The organism is Paenibacillus montanisoli (assembly GCF_003268025.1).
GTDB classification, from domain to species: Bacteria; Bacillota; Bacilli; order Paenibacillales; family Paenibacillaceae; genus Paenibacillus_Z; species Paenibacillus_Z montanisoli.
The window spans coordinates 1-16,900 of sequence record NZ_QLUW01000002.1; the positions used below are offsets into that span (position 1 = coordinate 1).

General features: G+C 49.1%; 15 protein-coding genes and 1 rRNA gene. 3 read left to right on the plus strand and 13 right to left on the minus strand.

Going from position 1 to position 16,900, the window contains the following annotated elements:
• Positions 1–122: ribosomal RNA gene (locus DL346_RS09210) — 16S ribosomal RNA — on the minus strand; the annotation flags it as partial.
• A gap of 417 nt (positions 123–539) precedes the next feature.
• Here DL346_RS09210 and DL346_RS09215 point away from each other — a divergent pair.
• On the plus strand, positions 540–1,613 hold the full coding sequence (locus DL346_RS09215; RefSeq protein ID WP_112881857.1) for a glycerophosphodiester phosphodiesterase family protein: 1,074 nt from the start codon (positions 540–542) through the stop codon (positions 1,611–1,613).
• Positions 1,614–1,749: 136 nt separating this feature from the next.
• Here DL346_RS09215 and yidC read toward each other — a convergent pair whose 3' ends face one another.
• The 12 genes from yidC to DL346_RS09275 all read right to left on the minus strand — a co-directional run bounded on the left by yidC (position 1,750) and on the right by DL346_RS09275 (position 13,363).
• Positions 1,750–2,475 carry a membrane protein insertase YidC gene (gene yidC / locus DL346_RS09220; RefSeq protein WP_112881858.1) on the minus strand — a complete coding sequence of 242 codons (726 nt, stop codon included), beginning with the start codon at positions 2,473–2,475 and terminating at the stop codon, positions 1,750–1,752.
• Between the two features lie 32 nt (positions 2,476–2,507).
• Complete coding sequence (locus DL346_RS09225; protein ID WP_112881859.1) at positions 2,508–2,771, minus strand: hypothetical protein; 264 nt, start codon at positions 2,769–2,771, stop codon at positions 2,508–2,510.
• Between the two features lie 154 nt (positions 2,772–2,925).
• Positions 2,926–3,843 carry a tyrosine-type recombinase/integrase gene (locus DL346_RS09230; RefSeq protein WP_112881860.1) on the minus strand — a complete coding sequence of 306 codons (918 nt, stop codon included), beginning with the start codon at positions 3,841–3,843 and terminating at the stop codon, positions 2,926–2,928.
• A 333-nt stretch (positions 3,844–4,176) separates the two neighbouring features.
• Entirely contained in the window at positions 4,177–5,289 is a 1,113-nt protein-coding gene (locus DL346_RS09235; RefSeq protein ID WP_112881861.1) for a Ger(x)C family spore germination protein, read from the minus strand.
• Positions 5,286–6,398 carry a GerAB/ArcD/ProY family transporter gene (locus DL346_RS09240; protein ID WP_112881862.1) on the minus strand — a complete coding sequence of 371 codons (1,113 nt, stop codon included), beginning with the start codon at positions 6,396–6,398 and terminating at the stop codon, positions 5,286–5,288. Before DL346_RS09240 ends, DL346_RS09235 begins: the two co-directional genes overlap by 4 nt.
• Complete coding sequence (locus tag DL346_RS09245) at positions 6,391–7,815, minus strand: spore germination protein (protein WP_112881863.1); 1,425 nt, start codon at positions 7,813–7,815, stop codon at positions 6,391–6,393. Before DL346_RS09245 ends, DL346_RS09240 begins: the two co-directional genes overlap by 8 nt.
• Positions 7,816–8,053: 238 nt before the next feature.
• Complete coding sequence (locus DL346_RS09250; RefSeq protein ID WP_420849540.1) at positions 8,054–8,476, minus strand: NUDIX hydrolase; 423 nt, start codon at positions 8,474–8,476, stop codon at positions 8,054–8,056.
• A gap of 153 nt (positions 8,477–8,629) precedes the next feature.
• The gene (locus tag DL346_RS09255; protein ID WP_420849541.1) at positions 8,630–10,285 is read right to left on the minus strand and encodes an alkaline phosphatase D family protein; all 1,656 of its coding nucleotides are present in this window, start codon (positions 10,283–10,285) and stop codon (positions 8,630–8,632) included.
• Positions 10,286–10,708: 423 nt separating this feature from the next.
• A complete protein-coding gene (locus DL346_RS09260; RefSeq protein WP_112881865.1) occupies positions 10,709–11,413 on the minus strand; it encodes a hypothetical protein in 705 nt (234 codons plus the stop codon).
• Between the two features lie 107 nt (positions 11,414–11,520).
• A complete protein-coding gene (locus DL346_RS09265) occupies positions 11,521–12,117 on the minus strand; it encodes a hypothetical protein (protein ID WP_240633106.1) in 597 nt (198 codons plus the stop codon).
• A gap of 49 nt (positions 12,118–12,166) precedes the next feature.
• Positions 12,167–12,706 (minus strand): GNAT family N-acetyltransferase, encoded by a 540-nt coding sequence (locus tag DL346_RS09270; protein ID WP_112881866.1) that lies wholly within the window; start codon positions 12,704–12,706, stop codon positions 12,167–12,169.
• A 192-nt stretch (positions 12,707–12,898) separates the two neighbouring features.
• The gene (locus DL346_RS09275; protein WP_112881867.1) at positions 12,899–13,363 is read right to left on the minus strand and encodes a CBO0543 family protein; all 465 of its coding nucleotides are present in this window, start codon (positions 13,361–13,363) and stop codon (positions 12,899–12,901) included.
• Between the two features lie 132 nt (positions 13,364–13,495).
• On the opposite strand from DL346_RS09275, the gene DL346_RS09280 reads away from it, so the two are divergent.
• Positions 13,496–14,377 carry a helix-turn-helix transcriptional regulator gene (locus DL346_RS09280; protein WP_165822439.1) on the plus strand — a complete coding sequence of 294 codons (882 nt, stop codon included), beginning with the start codon at positions 13,496–13,498 and terminating at the stop codon, positions 14,375–14,377.
• A 98-nt stretch (positions 14,378–14,475) separates the two neighbouring features.
• A complete protein-coding gene (locus DL346_RS09285) occupies positions 14,476–16,686 on the plus strand; it encodes an alpha-amylase family protein (RefSeq protein WP_133257504.1) in 2,211 nt (736 codons plus the stop codon).
• Positions 16,687–16,900 lie beyond the last annotated feature (214 nt).

Here is a 16,900-nt window from a genome sequence, read left to right on the forward strand (position 1 = left end):
GTTGCCTACGTGTTACTCACCCGTCCGCCGCTAACCTTCCCCGAAGGGAAGATCCGCTCGACTTGCATGTATTAGGCACGCCGCCAGCGTTCGTCCTGAGCCAGGATCAAACTCTCCATAAAAGTGGCCGAGCAAAGCTCGCCCATTTTCAGGGATGGCTTGTTAGCTCATCGCTGACTTGCTTCATTTTTAAACCTTTTGACAGGTCGCTCATTGTTCAGTTTTCAAGGAACAAATTCAGTTATTTTTCCCATCCGGCTTGCGGCCGGAATTAGAATATATCATAGTTCGAAACCGAATTGCAAGCATTATTTTTAAACTTGTTTTTCGTTTCGACCACAGCTTCGCGTTGCTCTCAGCGGCGGAATTACATAATAGCATACAGCTTATCGATGAATCTACTATTAAAATTTTCCAAAATGTTAGAGGCGTATTTAACCATTTCATATCCTTAAAAGTTTCTCAACATCAAATTGATCGGGAGTTTACATTGCCTATCTATGATGACAAAGTAATAGATTTTAAAAGGAGTGGAGTTAATGATTAGAAAAAAGACAGTATTAGCAACCGCAGCTGCCCTTATGATGTGTTCAGCACTACCCGCTTTTGCCTCAGAGAACGATTCACAGCTAAAGAGCTTCGGTCCTAAAGAGTTCGACCTGCAAGCGCACCGCGGCGGACTCGGACTCACCGTAGAATCAACGATCGCATCGTTCTCACACGCCCTCGAAGTCGGTGTAAGTACGCTTGAGCTTGACGTGCAGATCACCGAAGACCACTATGCTGTTATCACGCACGACCGCAAGATCTCAGCCTCCAAAGTCCGGGATACGGGACCGGCGTTCCCTGGTGACCCAGAGTATCCTTACGTTGGTAAGTACATTAAGGACCTTACCCTCGCCCAGATACGAACGCTCGATGTTGGCACGCAGACTTTGCCGCAATTCCCAGGACAACGTCCGAGCCCCGACGCAAAGATGCCATTACTTAGCGAGGTGTTTGACCTAGTCAAACTCTATAATGCGAAGAAGGTCTGGATGAACATTGAGACCAAAGTCGAAGCCGGCGCACCGGAACAGACTGCCCCCCGTGAAGAGTTCGTGCAAATCGTCGCCCGCGAGGTTCGTAAAGCCGATATGCTCGACCGGGTGTCGATCCAAAGCTTCGACTGGGGCGCACTCATGCGCATGCGCGAGGTTGAACCGAGCTTGCCCATCGTCGCACTGACCAATGGTCCACAGTTTCTCCAACCGGGACAACCGGGCGCCTCTCCGTGGCTCGGCGGCATTGATATAGACGACTTCGGTGGCGATCTCGTAGCCGCCGCCCATTCTTTTGGAGCGGACGCCATCTCCCCCGTGCATGGTTTCCCGCAGGACGGAAAAGTCACACAAGAGAACTACGTGCCTTACGTGACGAAGAGCATGGTAAATGATGCGCACAAGCTTGGCATGAAGGTCGTACCATGGACGATCGATGACGAGCCTACCATGACAAAGCTTATCGACGACGGCGTGGACGGGATCATAACCGATTACCCGGACCGTCTGCGTAATGTCATGGAGCAGCGCGGTTTTAAGCTTCCTAAGCGCTACACGGCTCCCGTGAAATGAGAAATCTAAGTTCAACAGCTCAATAACCAAGTAAAAACCCACCAGCTATGGTGGGTTTTGTTCGATCCATTTGTTTATTTTTGTCGGCCCCGTGCCGTTATGGGTATTGCCCATCGCACGCAACATTTTCGCAAGGTTAACTCGATGGACTTACGGATTCACTTAAAGCGGCGATCCGCTCCTGCGGGTACATCCATTTAGAAAGCAAAGATTGCCCGATTAGTATCAATCCGCCTATGCACCAATATAGCGGCAGCGCAGCAGGCGACGTGAAGGAGAAAATGCCCATCATGACCGGCGACAGGTACATAATCCAGCCCATCCCCTTCGTGCTTTCCGTTTGCGGCATCGAGGATTTGGCAATCAGGGCTTGAATCAGATAAACGCCTGCGGCCAGAAACGGAAGAATCAGATCCGAGGTGCCCAACTGGAACCAAAGAAAATTGTGGCTGGACATTTCCGGGTTAGATCGAATCGCGTAATATAAGCCGGTTAGCAGCGGGATCTGCAGTAGCATCGGCAAGCATCCCAGATTTAGCGGATTATACTTGTGCTTGCTGTACACCGCCATCGTTTCTTCCGTCAGTTTACGCTGTTTATCGGGATCGTTACTGTTCGCGTATTTTTCTTTAATGGCATTAATCTCAGGCTGCATGGCCGTCATTTTGATTCTCATGAGCTGCTGCTGCTTATATTGCTTGATCATGAAAGGCATAAGCGCCAGACGTACTAGGATCGTGATCGCGATCAACGCCAGCCCGAAACTGCCGCCGAACCACGCTGCGAAATGATCGATCAGCCAAGAAAACGGCGAGACAACATATTGATGAAATACTCCAACTTGAGCGTACATATTTAGCATGGTTAATAAAATCCTCCCTGTTGATTAAATGCTTAGTTCATCAACAGGGACATGCACGGGGATGAATCATCGTCAGGCGCTTCTTTGCGTTTCGTCTGCCGCGTTAGGCGGCGGCTCCGCGGTTCGTGCATACCGGATGTTTGGTTGTTTGCCGGTATTAGGTTATCGGCTTCGCGAACATGCGTCCGCCTCATAGCGACTGCTTCGGACGGAATCCAGACCAAGCATAAATAAGCCAACGAGACAAGCGTACAGATCGACATCACATAGAGAAGCGCATCATGAAGCTCAAACAATGAGATTCACCCCCTTTCCGTGGTTTAACTCAACTTTCGAAGCATGAATTTATCTTTGCCAAAGTTGAATTGATAAGTACATCCATTCTAGCTGATATTATACGACAATGGATCGGTCGCGCGACGGACACGATGCACCTAAGCCATTGGTAAATCACACCAGAGCCGGTATCTTGATCGTCGACATCGCTTGTTTCTTTTGATCGTCGTTCACATGCGTATAAATCATCGTCGTTTCAATGGACGAATGGCCAAGCAGTTCTTTGACAACCCGGATATCTACGCCGTTTCGAAGCAGCATCGTGGCAAACGTATGCCTGAGCTTGTGGCAAGACAGCCTCATATCGCTGAGCTCCGGATGTTCCGTTTTGAAGGCGGCGAAGGTTTGCTCTGCGATTTTCTGAATTTGACGAATCGACAGCCGCTTCCCTTTCTGGGAAACGAAGAAAGCCTCTTCCTTTTCCCGGTAGGGAACGATCCTCTCCCGTTCGACTTCGACTAGAACCGACATCAAGACATCAGGCACGGGTATCTCATTCCACTTTCTCCCTTTACCGAACACCTCGATCGTCCTTCTCGTTTTTCTGAGATCGTTTAAGTTCAAGCGATGTACTTCGCCGACTCGCAGACCGCAATAGCTCATTAGCAAAAATATCGCCAGATTCCGGTTTCGATAGCGGCCGTCAACAAACGCAAGGGTTCTGACGAGGTCCTCCTCCTCCAAATAGACCGGCTTCTTGTTTTTCTCCGTCTTGGATTTCTTTACTTCGGTCGCCGGATTCCGCGAGGACAGTTCGAAGTCAATTAACGCGGCATAAAAGGATCGTATTGCTGACAGCGTGCGGTTCCGGGTACGGTCATTGGTATTCTCTTGCTTGGCGACCAGAAACTCGATCACATTCAATTTCCCTGCCTCTTGGACATCGATGCCACTAAGGGATTGCAAATAGGCACTTGCTTCTCTTAGGTATTCCTTTTGAGTCGATGATGTGTATCCGGCTTGCTTCATCCAGAGCTTAAAGGCTTTCAGTTCTGTCTTGTATAGTTCTTCCAGTTCGCAGCTGTTCAGCATGAATCGATCACCTCAATCTTTAAATCCTAATGGATTATGAATAAAAGAAAGTCTGTTAAAAACGAAAGTGCGCAAAATATGTGTTTGGCGTACTTATTATAGCATGCTTGCTAGTAAAACATCATGCGCCATGAACGCGTAGCTTTGCTTGCAATGCGAGAGTACACGGTCTCAACCTCTTCTCCTCCAGTTCAAAAGGCTGCCGTTTAGCCTTTGAAGTCAGATAAATAATTTGCTGCGTGTTTGTCCGACCAATCCGCTCCATTCATTCGTGCATCGTTCGAACATGAATACAACTAAACAAGCCGAATCGATTCGATGCGGCTTGCGTGCTCATTTAAGAACTCCGTTGCTTTCAACCTTAACGTCTACTGACGGATTCATCTGGATATTCGGGTAGACCGTATCCCACTTGATGCTGCTCCATAAACCCGGATAAAAGGCTACGATATGCTCGGCTAGATCGAGCGCATCGCAATTCGCCTTCTGTATCGCTGTAATCACCTTCTTGATGTCTTCTAACAGCTGCTCGGAAGTTAACCGGCGCAACTCCGCATAGGTCGTATCCGTAAAATGGATCAAATTGGGATATTCAACCAAATCCGCTTGCGCGCGAAGGTGAAGGTCAACCGTAATGCGCTTGCCGCTGACATGAATGTTTTTGTCAATATGCGTGTCTTTTACAACCAAAGAGGCCATTCTGATCGTTCCGGTTTCGCGGCTGGGCAATTGAATATCATACGTAATGCCTTGCGTTCGTTTTCCTTGCAGCATGGAAAGGACATCCATTTGATTCATCGTAAGCTTAATGCCTGAATAAGCTCTGTTATGAAACAAGGCTGCGCCCCCGATCTGCAGTTTGCCGCCGGATTGCTCCATATAAGGCAATATAAAATCCTGTTCCGGTCCTGTCATTTCCGTAAGAAGTGATCTTACGTTTTCAGCAGGCAATCCCTTTTTCCGTTCCTCCATGGTTATTAATCGGACAAGGCTGCCCGTCAGTTTCTTGGCCTGTTTGGCATTTTTGGTTAGAGCTTGCAGTGCCGATCCTTTTACAACGGCAACTCTCGCCCCCATATTGGTGTTCACGTTTCGATAATGTACGTCGAACAGCGGGTAAATATCGTGCGATGCGACTTGTTCCCCAATAAGCAGCAAAGATGTTTTGCTCAATTCTATACTTCCTGTTCCTTGATAGGACATAAGCTCTCCTGCCCTTACGAGATTCCCGCTATTCGCCGTAAAAATGCGTGAATTGATTTCGAATTGTCCGCCGCCTTTTCCGGTCACGTCGATGGATGAAACGCCCACTATCAATTTGCCTTCTTCATTCTGATCGATTGAAACCCCGCTAATCATCAATTTATCTCTCAGAAGCTGTTGATCCCAGCAGCCTGAAAGAAAGATCATGGTTACTATCAGGAAAAGCACGCGAAGCCGGCTCATCGCCCTGCCTCCGCAATAGAACTCGCCTTAATCTTCGACAGCATGAGAAGGAGAAGCGGAAAACCTATTACTAAAGCATAGGAAGTCCAAGCCAGATACCGATTAAACGTCTTCAATGTGTCGTGACTGATCGGCAGAGTGACCGTCAAGGCGATCAAGACTGCTGCCCACAACGCAGGTTTCCGGTGGCTTTGAAGGCGAAAGAGAATTTTCAAACCTTGGGAGGAGATATAAATTTGAAGTGAAATGGAAACGATGACTACGCTCAGCCATATCGGGATAAACAACTGGTCTAATCGGTTCACCGTTTGCAAAGCTGTACCCTGCAGGATATACAGCCATGGGTATTCCATGAGCGTTACTTCAAGCTTGCTTAAACATAAGGTGATCGAACAAATAACGAGCATGAAAATTATAGCCGTGCCGAGCAGACTGAGCATGAGCGCTTTGAATGCGTTGCTTTTGCTTGGTTTTACGAACGGAAAAATAATCATTATGATCTGAAAGCCGAGCATATGGATGAACGCGGTTTGAATGGCTTTAGCGAGATCACGGACATCCGATTGAATAAACGGCATAAAACGCAACGGTTCAATCCCGTAGCGCATGTAATCTTTGAACGAGAGCAGTAGAAAGATAAGGAAGATCAAGACGGAAAAACACGTGACAATGGAACAAACACGGGCGATGGCCGAGATGGATTTCTCCCCCAGCAAATAGCATGTTATGCCGATGCAAAGGGATAGAAACCACTTGGGCGTCCATAAGAACATCCAGGATTTCAGCACTTCGCACAGTGACCAGAGCATCCAACCGCCGAATGTCAAAAAATAGATGACGTAGCATATCGTCAGGAATGTGCCGAATGTCCTTCCAGTCAGTATACTGCTGTATTCGTAGATCGACTGTCCGGGGAATTGTCTGGCGAGCATATACATAATGATCGCGCAAGCCGATGCTGCTCCCCATGCTACGATAACGGCCAACCATGCGGAGCCTTTGGCTGCCGTAAACAGCGGTGACGGCATGGCATATATACCGAGATTGAGCTGTGCCGCGAAGACCATGAAAAAAAATTGGATATTCGATATTTTGCCCGCCTTATCCAAATCGGCCACCCTTTCTTTTGCGAGTGTTCAGCTTCCGTGTTTTTGAGGTGGATTTCAGCTTCTGATACTGCTCCAGTCCCGGTAGGTGCAAGATATCTTTCAACGTAAAGTAAGGCACGCCCAGCACTTCGATCGCGCATAAATGAATGAGCATGATGATAAAAACCAGTGACACCCCAAGGAAGCCCGTTAGCGTCGCCGCCAGCATGAAGGTGAACCCCATCAACCGGGAGATGCTGCTCATTTCTGCGATCGGGATGCAAAAGGAGGCAAGAGCTGTAATCGCAATTACGATAATCATCGGCATCGAAACGAAATTAACCTCGACGATTGCGTTTCCGATGACAAGGCCTCCTACGACACCGATCGTGCTGGCTATGCTGGTCGGAAGGCGAATGGCCGCTTCGCGAAGAAGCTCAAGTATCACTTGCATCAATATGGCCTCGACAAGAGGATGGAATGGGACAAACTCCGTGCCTAATTTGAAGTTGTAAAGCACGCTGGCAGGTAAAATATCCGAATGAAATGCCACCACCGATATATATAAGGCAGGCAGCATGATCGAAATCAAAAATCCCAATACCCGTAAATGGTAAAAAAAGTTGCCGATATAGATATTGTTCATGAAATCTTCGGTAGACTCGAAAAAATTGAAGAACGAAACCGGCAGTATCGCGGCGGAAGGACTGCCGTTAAGGATGATGACAGCCTTTCCCTTCCCTAAATGATAAAGAACGCGATCCAACCGTTCCGTAATCATGATCTGCGGAAACGGCGAATAGCGCTTCTCCATGAACATGCGGCTAATCTGCTGGACGGTATTCAAGTCAGTGTCCTTGATATCGGCCAACAGGCTGGCGATCCGGCTTACCGTTTGCGAATCTGCCGCATGCTCCAAGTACAGCAGACCGCCTTGCGTATGTTTAAATTGACCGAAATCCGAGTATCTGACGGCCAGTTTATCGTTCACAATGTATTTGCGAATCAAGGCAATATTGGTTTCCAGCGATTCGACAAATCCGATATGACCGCCTGTAACGCTCTTTTCATTCTGCGGCTCATCCGGCGTTTTGTCCTCGTTAAACGGAACGGGAACCGCGTATGCGCAAGTGTCCCCTTCCAGCAAAATGATGGCATTGCCTTTGACCAACGAGGCCGCGGCATCGGTAAGAACCTCTTTCCGCTCGATTCCCGTTATGGGAATCGCCTGAAGCAGATCTGCCTTATCTTCCGCTTGAAGCAGAGGAGCGAGCAGGTTCTTATGCAGCGTCTTCTTATCGACAGTCGTTGCCAAAAAACAGAGCTGACATCTTCTGCCGCCAAAATCGAATTCATGCCACTTTAAATCATCCGCTTGATTAAACATCGACTTCAACGCTTGCTTATTATCGTTCATCGAGGTTGTAAATGTTGTCATGACCAGCACCCTGCGAATTATACTCGAACCATACGTCTTATAATTTGAGAAAAATAGGGATAATATTCCTTAGTCGGGTCATGTGGATCTCGCGATTGCTAGCCAGGGTACAGGCAATAAACATCTGTTCGACGAACGTTAGAGATTTTAAGAGAAATCAAAAGCCCCACAAAACTGCGATTCTGCAGTTTGTGGGGCTTTATACGAATGCAATTTCTGCGGATTAACCTGATCATCGCTACATCTGTTCACTCGATTGACTCGCAGAAAGTACGTTCAATAGAAACGGCAAATCCTCCGGAAAGCTAAGCGGCAATGCTCTTAATTCGTCAGCGGATTTCCAGGCAATGTCGTGGATCAACCCATCCGGGTCCTGAAAAGCCGGTTCTCCGCCGATAACATCGCAAGCAAAGTAGTGGACCGTGTACTTGATGCCATAAGATTCGCCGCTTTTCACATGAATCTGCTTGCCAACGGCAACCTTGTAGCCGGTTTCCTCCCAAGACTCCCGGAAGCAGCACTGCTCCAATGATTCTCCTTCCTCCATGCCGCCTGACGGAACCGACCAGCGCTTCTCCTCCTCCGGCTTCCCTTGCAAAACCATGAGCAGCTTGTTCTCCTCATTAATACAAACAGCCGCTGCACCTTTCCACATAGTCAACACCACTCCTTCCAATAGTCCCATTATAAGGGTTGGAAGGTTCATTCCCCGCATAACATTGTGGCGGAATAAAGGAATGTGATAACCGACATCACAGACGCTCGACCATGACCACCCAGTCGTAGCCGCATGTCCTGACCTGTGCCAAGTGCCTTATACTGATGTTACGGTAATGGGAGCATCATAGATTTTATTCAGTTCCTGTTTTCCGTTCTCCACGACAAAAGAAGCTCTAGTCGCAACGTGGGCACCCGGACGAGTGATATAAGGAACAACGCGGTAATCGGCCTGCCAATGATCCGGCGTGACGGTGCATCGTACATAACCGCGGTAGTTGTTATAAAACTTAATATGCGGGTTTTCCGCCAAAACCGCGGCGTTTCCGCTATCCGAGCCGTCACCTCCTGACGAAATCGAGGTTCCAACAAACTCAACGCCGATATTTGCCGAATTCGGATTTTTAAAATCCGCTTTCAGCTCATTCGCCCAGCTGTTATGCACATCTCCGGTGATGACAACGAAATTGGAGAGGTTCCGTTCTTGAATGAAGTTCAGAATTCGGTCCCGGTTGGCCGGATAGCCATCCCACGCATCCATACTGAGCTGCTCGCCGACTCCGCTCTTAAAATCCCGGACGGCAAAGAAGACCTGCTGCGCAAGCACATTCCAACGTGCTCTGGATTGGCCCAGCCCGTCCAGCAGCCAGCGCTCTTGCTCCGCCCCCATAAGGGAACGAGACGGATCCATGGATTCCGGAGTAGGCGGTTTTTTTCCATCCCCGTTTGCTTGATCATCGCGGTACTGCCTAGTGTCCAGAATATGAAAGTCAACCAAGTTGCCGTAGTTCAGTCTTCTGTACAACTGCATATTGGCCCCATACGGCAAGGAAGAACGGCGGAGCGGCATATGCTCGTAATAAGCCTGGTAGCCGGCAGCACGCTGCTTAATAAACTCTTCCAACGTATGCTTTTGATCCGGATGCAGGCCCGCATAGTTGTTTTCCACTTCATGATCGTCCATCGTAACGGCCCAAGGAAAAGCCGCGTGGGCCGCTTGCAGATGAACGTCGCTGCGGTAGAGGGCATGACGGTTGCGGTAATCCTCCAATGTTAGGATTTTCGGGCTGTTATGCTGACGAACGGCTGAGGTGTCGACGCCGCCCTCGTAGATGTAATCCCCCAAGTGGAATACCAAGTCAAGATCTTCTTTGGCCAAGTGCTCGTATGCGGTATAATATCCGGCTTGCCAGTTCTGGCAGGAAACGAAAGCAAACGACATCTTAGCTACATCGCTTGCAAAAGGAGGCAGCGTCTTTGTTCGGCCTACGGGACTGGTCTCCGGACCGGTTCTAAATCGATAGTAATAAACGGTATTCGGCTGCAGGCCTTCGACCTCCACGTGTACCGAATGTCCCAACTGGTTTCTTGCAAACTCAACGCCGTGTTTTACGATCTTATTGAAGTCTGCATCAAGCGCCATCTCCCATTTTACCGGAACGTCATAATGGGGCATGCCCCCGCCGTTTAGCGGATCCGGTGCCAGTCTTGTCCACAAAACAACGCCATCCGGCAGTGGATCTCCGGAGGCAACCCCTAGCGTAAACGGGTATGATTGGTGGTTGAAGGGGTTGGATTCCTCCGCAAAAGTTGGCTTGCCGCCCTTCAGGGTGCTTGCAATGGTCAAACCTAGCGAAAGTACCGCTGCCTTTCCGGACAGACGAAGAAATTCGAGGCGGTCCATTTCCTTCAAATTCAGACGGCTGGAATCCAATAGCTTTTCCAATGCTTTCAAATCTTGATCCTTGTCCACATCAGTTCTCTCCTCTCAGGGTTCATTCAATTGAAGTGTAGAGGAGATATGTTAAATCGGTGCAACTTGGAAACTAATATTTTGTAAAAAGCCCTGAAAAAACTAAGGTGTAGATATAAGGCTCTGCCTAACAGGGTCGACCTAAATCCCAATAACAGATACTGATCCTGGATGGTTTGATTCGAAATAAAACGTTAAAAAGCAGCGAAATCGCTGCTTTTTAATGTGAATGTTCAATTTTCTGCTCTCACCAAAGTTTCCTACATTCTAAGACCGGCAAGAACTCCGGCCAGTAAAGGCAAACAAGAAACAATCCCAATCGCCCAATCGATATCGATAAGGTCAGGCAATGTTGCCCATAAACAAAAATAAAAAGACTTGATCGCAACATGCAATCAAGTCTTTTCCTGAAACAACTCAAATCTATGCCTGGTGCCATACGATGTCTTCGAACATTTTGACGATGCGCGGGATGAATCCCTCTTCATATTCTACCGGATACTGAACGATCGCATGGTAGACACGGCCACCGTGTTGGAATATCGAGACGGTTCCCAAAATGGTCTCTCCGCTTCCGCTTTTGCCGGCAATATCGAACTCGCTCTCCGACCATTCAAAACGGTTTCGGCTCGGCTCAGTCCGCTCTCTGATCTCAAAACCGCTGTTCTTCACGACTTGCTCTGCGAACGCCTTTTGTTCTTCGATCGTCGTGATCGTTCCGGTGAAAATATGCACCTTTGCGTCCTCGTTCTTCTGCCCGGCGAAATTCGCATAGACGAGCATCGCGTCCCCCTCGCCGGAGCTAGCCTCTTCTGCAAGTAAGTCGTTCGCGATATACGTCGAGAATCCCAATGCCGCACTTTCATGCAACGTGAATTCGAAGGATTCCTTCATGCCTTCCAGCTCGATCGTATCGGTCTTCGTCGCCGGCAGGTTCTTCCACGGATCCGGTGTTCCAGCCGTCTCATCTGTCTGCGGATCGCCATTCGTTACAGAAGAATTCGTTGCGGCGGATTCTGACGGCGTCGTACCAGTTGTCGTTTCCATGCTCCCATCTGGATCTGATGTACAAGCGCTGAGTGCAGCAAGCAGGATGACGGCGGCCACGAGCCATGCAAGTTTTTTCATAAAACACCATCCTTGAAATCGTGATGCCCCAAAGACGATCTGGATTGTAAATAAGTTTCACTCGTCGCCGCCCAAATTGGAAAATGGGCTCCTAGAGCGATCGCCCATTAGTTCAACGAAGCGGAATTGTCTTGTTGATGAGTCGCCGTCAGACCAATTTGGTATCCTAAAACAATAAACCCGATCCCCTTAAAAATAGAACCGATCATGGTTATAAGCAGCTCCCCACTGCCGGCAATCGTTCCTAAAGCAAAAATAACGGTTCCCACCAGTAGCAGTGCCGCTCCCCAATAGGAAAGAACTTTATTTCTCAATATGGACAGGCTGACAAGAATCATTCCAAGAACAAACAACAGTGGTCCATAGGATTGTATAGGACCGTTTAGAGAAGCGGTCAATACTTGTTTCGTTTGGACACCTGTAACCGAAGCCATCTCTACAAATATAATGGCGGTCACGATCATTGAACCGATCACCCCAAGAATCAGCCCTAATGTGCCTAATACTCGATTTTTATCAGCCTGAGCCGCATGTATCCCGAAAAAAGCAAAAACAAGAACAATATGAGCAAGAAATACAATACCCTTCCCTGAAAGAGTCTCTTGACTTGCAAAATAATCAATCGAGTGTGCTGCTCCAAGCAAAATGCCGCCGATTATCGACATCCATCCGGAAAATTTCAATGAATTATTTGAACGATTCACCTCAAATCATCCTTTCTGTTTCTTGCTTATTCCTCTTTTTGAACAGTTTTTAAGTAGCAACCTCATGCTGCATGACTGTACTGCTTTCTAAAAAGTTGAACCGCTCCACTTGATACAAATCATAGATCTGTTCCGAGTGATTGATCGACTGATACAATTGCCTGTTCAAATCATTTGCTAATTTCGCGTACGGCAGTTTCTCAACCGCTTTCTTCGATCGGATATTTTGTTTTCGTATTTTCAAAAATACCGTTTCGATCTGATGTTCAAGAAACAATTCCGTAAAAAAGAGTTCCTTCGCTCGTCGGTTATAACCTTTTCCAAAATAAGGAGCACCAATCCAAGTAGCTAAAAAGCCCGTTTTATTTTCTATATCATACAGATGAATGGTACCGATAGGTTGTCCCATCTCGTTCAAAATCGTCCTAGAGATACAGGTTCCCTGTAATTCTGCAACGACCAACTGTTTGGTTAGGAATAAATATTCTTCATACGATTGGCACTTGTAACGGACGTAAGGAAAAACTGCAGGATCCATCATTAATTTGTGCAGAGAATGGCATTCATGCAAATCATGTTTTTTTAACATGTAAACTACCACCTTAGTCCATATGAGTCGCTTTTCAAGCAATTCAAGTATACAGAAGGACTTTGTGGAATTTATAAAATCTAGATTGTATTTGTGTAAACAATGAATCGGAATTGATAACTAAAAAAGCCCGCGGCTTCGCGGACTTCAATCGGACATTGGTGGCGTTAGCTGCGGGGGTCCATTTTCCAATCATGCAACCGGAACGCTGTTATGAACCAGCTTTCGAACGAGTTTCAATACCCACAACAGGATTAAATATAAGGGTGGATACATAATAGCAGAAAGCCAAAGCTTCCATTCATGGTGGTAAAAGTACCCGGCTTTAACGGCTAACCACTCGTAAACAACAGCGAAAACAGACCATCCCCCAATGTACCAGCATTTCATGGCTCTACTTTTCATCCACTGATAGTAATTTAGAAAAATAGCGTTTACTGCAGGGTATATACCTACGATGACTAGGAAGTACCACCACTGTACCCCTGGGGCGAAATAACCATACCAATCAAGTTTCAAGTCGAACGCAAGATCGACAATTTGTTGTAAAACCATAGCAAACATACAAGTAGAAAAAAACTCGATGGACGTCAGCCTTTTCGGCATAAATATGAATAACACATTAAATACGATAACAGTTACAAATAAAAGCCACATACTTGACCTCCTTTCGTTTTATTTTCCTCAAATAACCATTAACCTATACAACACATCTTATTCTAATACCGGGTCGCAGCGGTAACGTTTATAATGAAGGAAATGACTTCTATGAAGGAGAGGGTCGAGCTTATGAGGGAACCTGATTTAGCAGCCTTGCATCCGAAGGAGACACTGGAGGCCCTGCATGACTTCCGGTTTCCTCCTTATATCACGCTTGCCCACATCTTTCACGCGCCATCGGACTGGGGATTCGCTGACCGGCAGCTCAAGCAATATGCTCTGAATTATGTCATTGACGGCAGAGGCGAATTTACGGCCGAAGGCACGGTTTACCAGGTCGGCAAAGGCGATGTCTTCTTCTATCGGCCCTATGAAATGCATGGGCTTCGGTCGCTTCCGGGAGCCCCTTTTATCTCCATAACCGTCGTCTTCCATTTTGCCGATATGCCGTTTCAGGTGGATGAGCTGCTTGAAGGCGCTGCTATGCTGGGCTGCTACGAGGGCCATGCGATCGAACATCAATTCGCCGAGCTTGTCGCGCTGTATCGTCAGCCGGGTCTTGCGAATCGCATGCAATGTCAGTCTTTGCTTCTGTCCCTTCTGTCCGGGCTATCCCGCAGCTCCGGTGCCGCGAAGGCAGAATCCCGCAAAAATTTGGCGCGTCTGGTACTCATCAAAAATCAAATCGAGAATCATCTCGCTGAACCGCTCGACGTCCCTGAGATTGAACGGCTAAGCGGGTTGACTTGGAATTATATCATCGCGGAATTCAGACAGGCCTTCGGAATCACACCCATGCAGTTTCTGATTTGGGCCCGCATTACGAAGGCCAAGGAGCTTGCGCTCCAGACGCCGCTTTCGTTTAGCGAAATCGCGGAGCGAGTCGGCTACAACGATGTCCATGCTTTCGGAAAAATGTTCAAAAAGAAAACGGGCATGAGCTTAACGGAGTTCTGCTCCTCCCTCTATGAAACCGATCATCATATCGAACGTCCCGACCAAAAAAGATAATCGCTATTTTGGACACCCTTTCCATAATGCCGGCTACATACGTTTCCTTCGCCCGATTTTATAATAAACATAGAATCGTGGAAGGGATGATTTCCGTCATGACAAATGGTGTGCAGCATCGAATACTTACGCATGTAGGCAGCGGCATGAAGCTGGAGTGGGACTTGGACAAGGATAGGGCAGATTTATCGCCGATCGGTACCGAAACGGATTCGGGGCAAACTGACTTCCCTCCCGTGTGGACCGGCAGTTTGCTGCCGGCCTTTGTGATTGATTCGAAACTCTATATAAAAGCTGCGGCAGCTAACATCTCTTTCGGCTCGGACGGTGAATGGCGGATCTCGCTCGATTTAGGCGAATACGGCACCGGGCTTCTTCTATGCGATGCGCAACCTTGGGGATTCCGCGTGATGAAGCTTGAAGTGGAGTGGTCCAGGGATATACGCATTGAGTCCTTGCAGTTCGGCACGCGGCTGCTCACGGCTGAAGAGCGCAGACGAACACCGCGCGCGGATTGCGTATTCTGGCCGGACTGGGCCGCGGAGGGTTACTGTGTTCCGGCTGCAGGCTCCTCTCCCACCCATTCGTTCTGGCGCGCATGGGACATGGGGGACGCGCGGTTGCCGCTGGGCAGCTACGGCGATGCCATGGGTACGCCGTATGCCGCAGCTTTTCCAAGACCGATGTACGCTGCGGCGATGGGCGGCCGACATGGCTGGCTCGCTTTCGGCCCAGGCGAAGTGCCTGACGCACCGCTCTCTCTGCAGCTTCAGTCCGCTACGGCCAGCGTTCACTACTTGTATCGCGAGGATTTATGGGGTGCGCCTGACCCGCGCAGACGTTCTTGGACGGAGCCCCTTCGGCTTGCTTGGGGCGGCTCTGCCTATGACTCGCTTGCCGCGCTGTATGACTCCTTCGGACCCTTCGAGCCGAAATCTTCCCGCCATCTTCGCTCCTTCATATGCACATGGGGAGATTTTAAGGAGAAGCGTTACGACTTAAAGCAATTTACAAAACGGGTATCTGCCGCCACGCCCGCAGACATGGTCATTCTGGATGACTCCTGGGAGACGTTCAACGGCAGCGGAGAGCCGAACCTAGCGCTATTCCCGGACTTTGACGCGGATCTTGAAGGTATTCGGGATCATGGGTATGAGCTCGCCTTTTGGCAAAGCGTGGGCTGGACCGATGATCCTGCGGCGCAAGGCTTGACCGCGAATGATCTACTGTGCGGACCGGATGGCGAGCCGCGCCAGTGGAGCTGGTCGGGAAGTCCTTTCGGCAGCCGCGGCCACTACCTGCTGGATCCTAGCTCCGAACGGACCAGACAGCTGGTTCGCGAGCGGACTGTGCGGATCGTGGAACGTTGGCGTCCCGCCGCATTGAAGCTGGACTTCGGCTACGGGTTTCCGGGCCCGGACGCCTGCGCGCCCCGCAACCCCGCGTACCGCGGAGAACGGCTTGCTTTCACGTTGCTGAAGCTCATCTACGACGCTGCGAAGTCGGTTGACCCAGGTATTACAATCATCTATTACGGCATTCATCCGCTCATGCGAAGCGTGTCCGATCTGATCAATCTGGATGATCTCGGCGACGCCGGAGACAGCGCCGCGCATGAAGCTGCCGGGCACAATCAGCGCTGCTTATGGTCCTCTCTGGCCGCAAGGCACGGCATGGCGGTAAATACATCGACCGGCTACTATTGGGATACGCTCAGCGAGATTCTGCTCGATACGGCCGTCGTCGGCGTAAACGGGCTGACGCTTGGCGAAACCGATAACGACGGGAAGCGGATGACGCAAGCGGACATAACCAGGTGGACCGCGCTTCAAACGTGGCGCAGACGCACCTGCGGCTGGAAGCCGCTCTGGCTCGAAGCCGAGCTCGGAAGCAGCAAAGGCGAGCCGAAGCTCGTGTCATGGGGCCGGTTGGAGTCCGATGAGGCACCTGCAGCGGATGAGTCAGGCGGTGATTCAGCCCCGCGATTAACCGCTCTGGCTCTGCGGAACAACCGAACGGAACCGATCCAATATGCCGCCGTTGCCAGTTCAGTTACGTTCATGGGAAGTTGGGCGTTAATCGCTCAAGATGATGCCGATCTAGCGGTATCCGCATCATTCGTCTGCATTCCATTCTCCGCTGGCGAGCTTCGGTTAGAGCGCCCTTTTCAACAGGTTCACGCATACGCCGTAGTTGATGGCAAACTTTCCCGCGTGCGCACCATGAAGCCGGACGAATTGCCGGATGGGAAGCTTGTTGTGACAACGGCTAACGAGTTGTCTTCAATTGCCGGGTTTCTGATCGAATAACGCCAAAAAGCCGCATCATCCGCCAGTAGGGGGACGACGCGGCTTTAAATTGTTTAATTTTACGGACATGGATGACCGTTAGAGATACAAAATCGGATAATTTGGCTTCTAACGGACATAAATGACCGTTAAACTGATTTTTTGAGCTAAAAATGCTGATTTTTCAAGCTAACGGACATAAATGTCCGTTAGAGACACAAAATCGGAAAAACTG

Excerpts from the sequence above, each read along its gene's own strand:
- yidC (WP_112881858.1), bottom strand. The coding sequence starts at position 2,475 with ATGCTAAATATGTACGCTCAAGTTGGAGTATTTCATCAATATGTTGTC.
- DL346_RS09215 (WP_112881857.1), top strand. The coding sequence starts at position 540 with ATGATTAGAAAAAAGACAGTATTAGCAACCGCAGCTGCCCTTATGATG.
- DL346_RS09285 (WP_133257504.1), top strand. The coding sequence starts at position 14,476 with ATGACAAATGGTGTGCAGCATCGAATACTTACGCATGTAGGCAGCGGC.
- DL346_RS09280 (WP_165822439.1), top strand. The coding sequence starts at position 13,496 with ATGAGGGAACCTGATTTAGCAGCCTTGCATCCGAAGGAGACACTGGAG.
- DL346_RS09270 (WP_112881866.1), bottom strand. The coding sequence starts at position 12,706 with ATGTTAAAAAAACATGATTTGCATGAATGCCATTCTCTGCACAAATTA.
- DL346_RS09235 (WP_112881861.1), bottom strand. The coding sequence starts at position 5,289 with ATGAGCCGGCTTCGCGTGCTTTTCCTGATAGTAACCATGATCTTTCTT.
- DL346_RS09245 (WP_112881863.1), bottom strand. The coding sequence starts at position 7,815 with ATGACAACATTTACAACCTCGATGAACGATAATAAGCAAGCGTTGAAG.
- DL346_RS09230 (WP_112881860.1), bottom strand. The coding sequence starts at position 3,843 with ATGCTGAACAGCTGCGAACTGGAAGAACTATACAAGACAGAACTGAAA.
- DL346_RS09275 (WP_112881867.1), bottom strand. The coding sequence starts at position 13,363 with ATGTGGCTTTTATTTGTAACTGTTATCGTATTTAATGTGTTATTCATA.
- DL346_RS09260 (WP_112881865.1), bottom strand. The coding sequence starts at position 11,413 with ATGAAAAAACTTGCATGGCTCGTGGCCGCCGTCATCCTGCTTGCTGCA.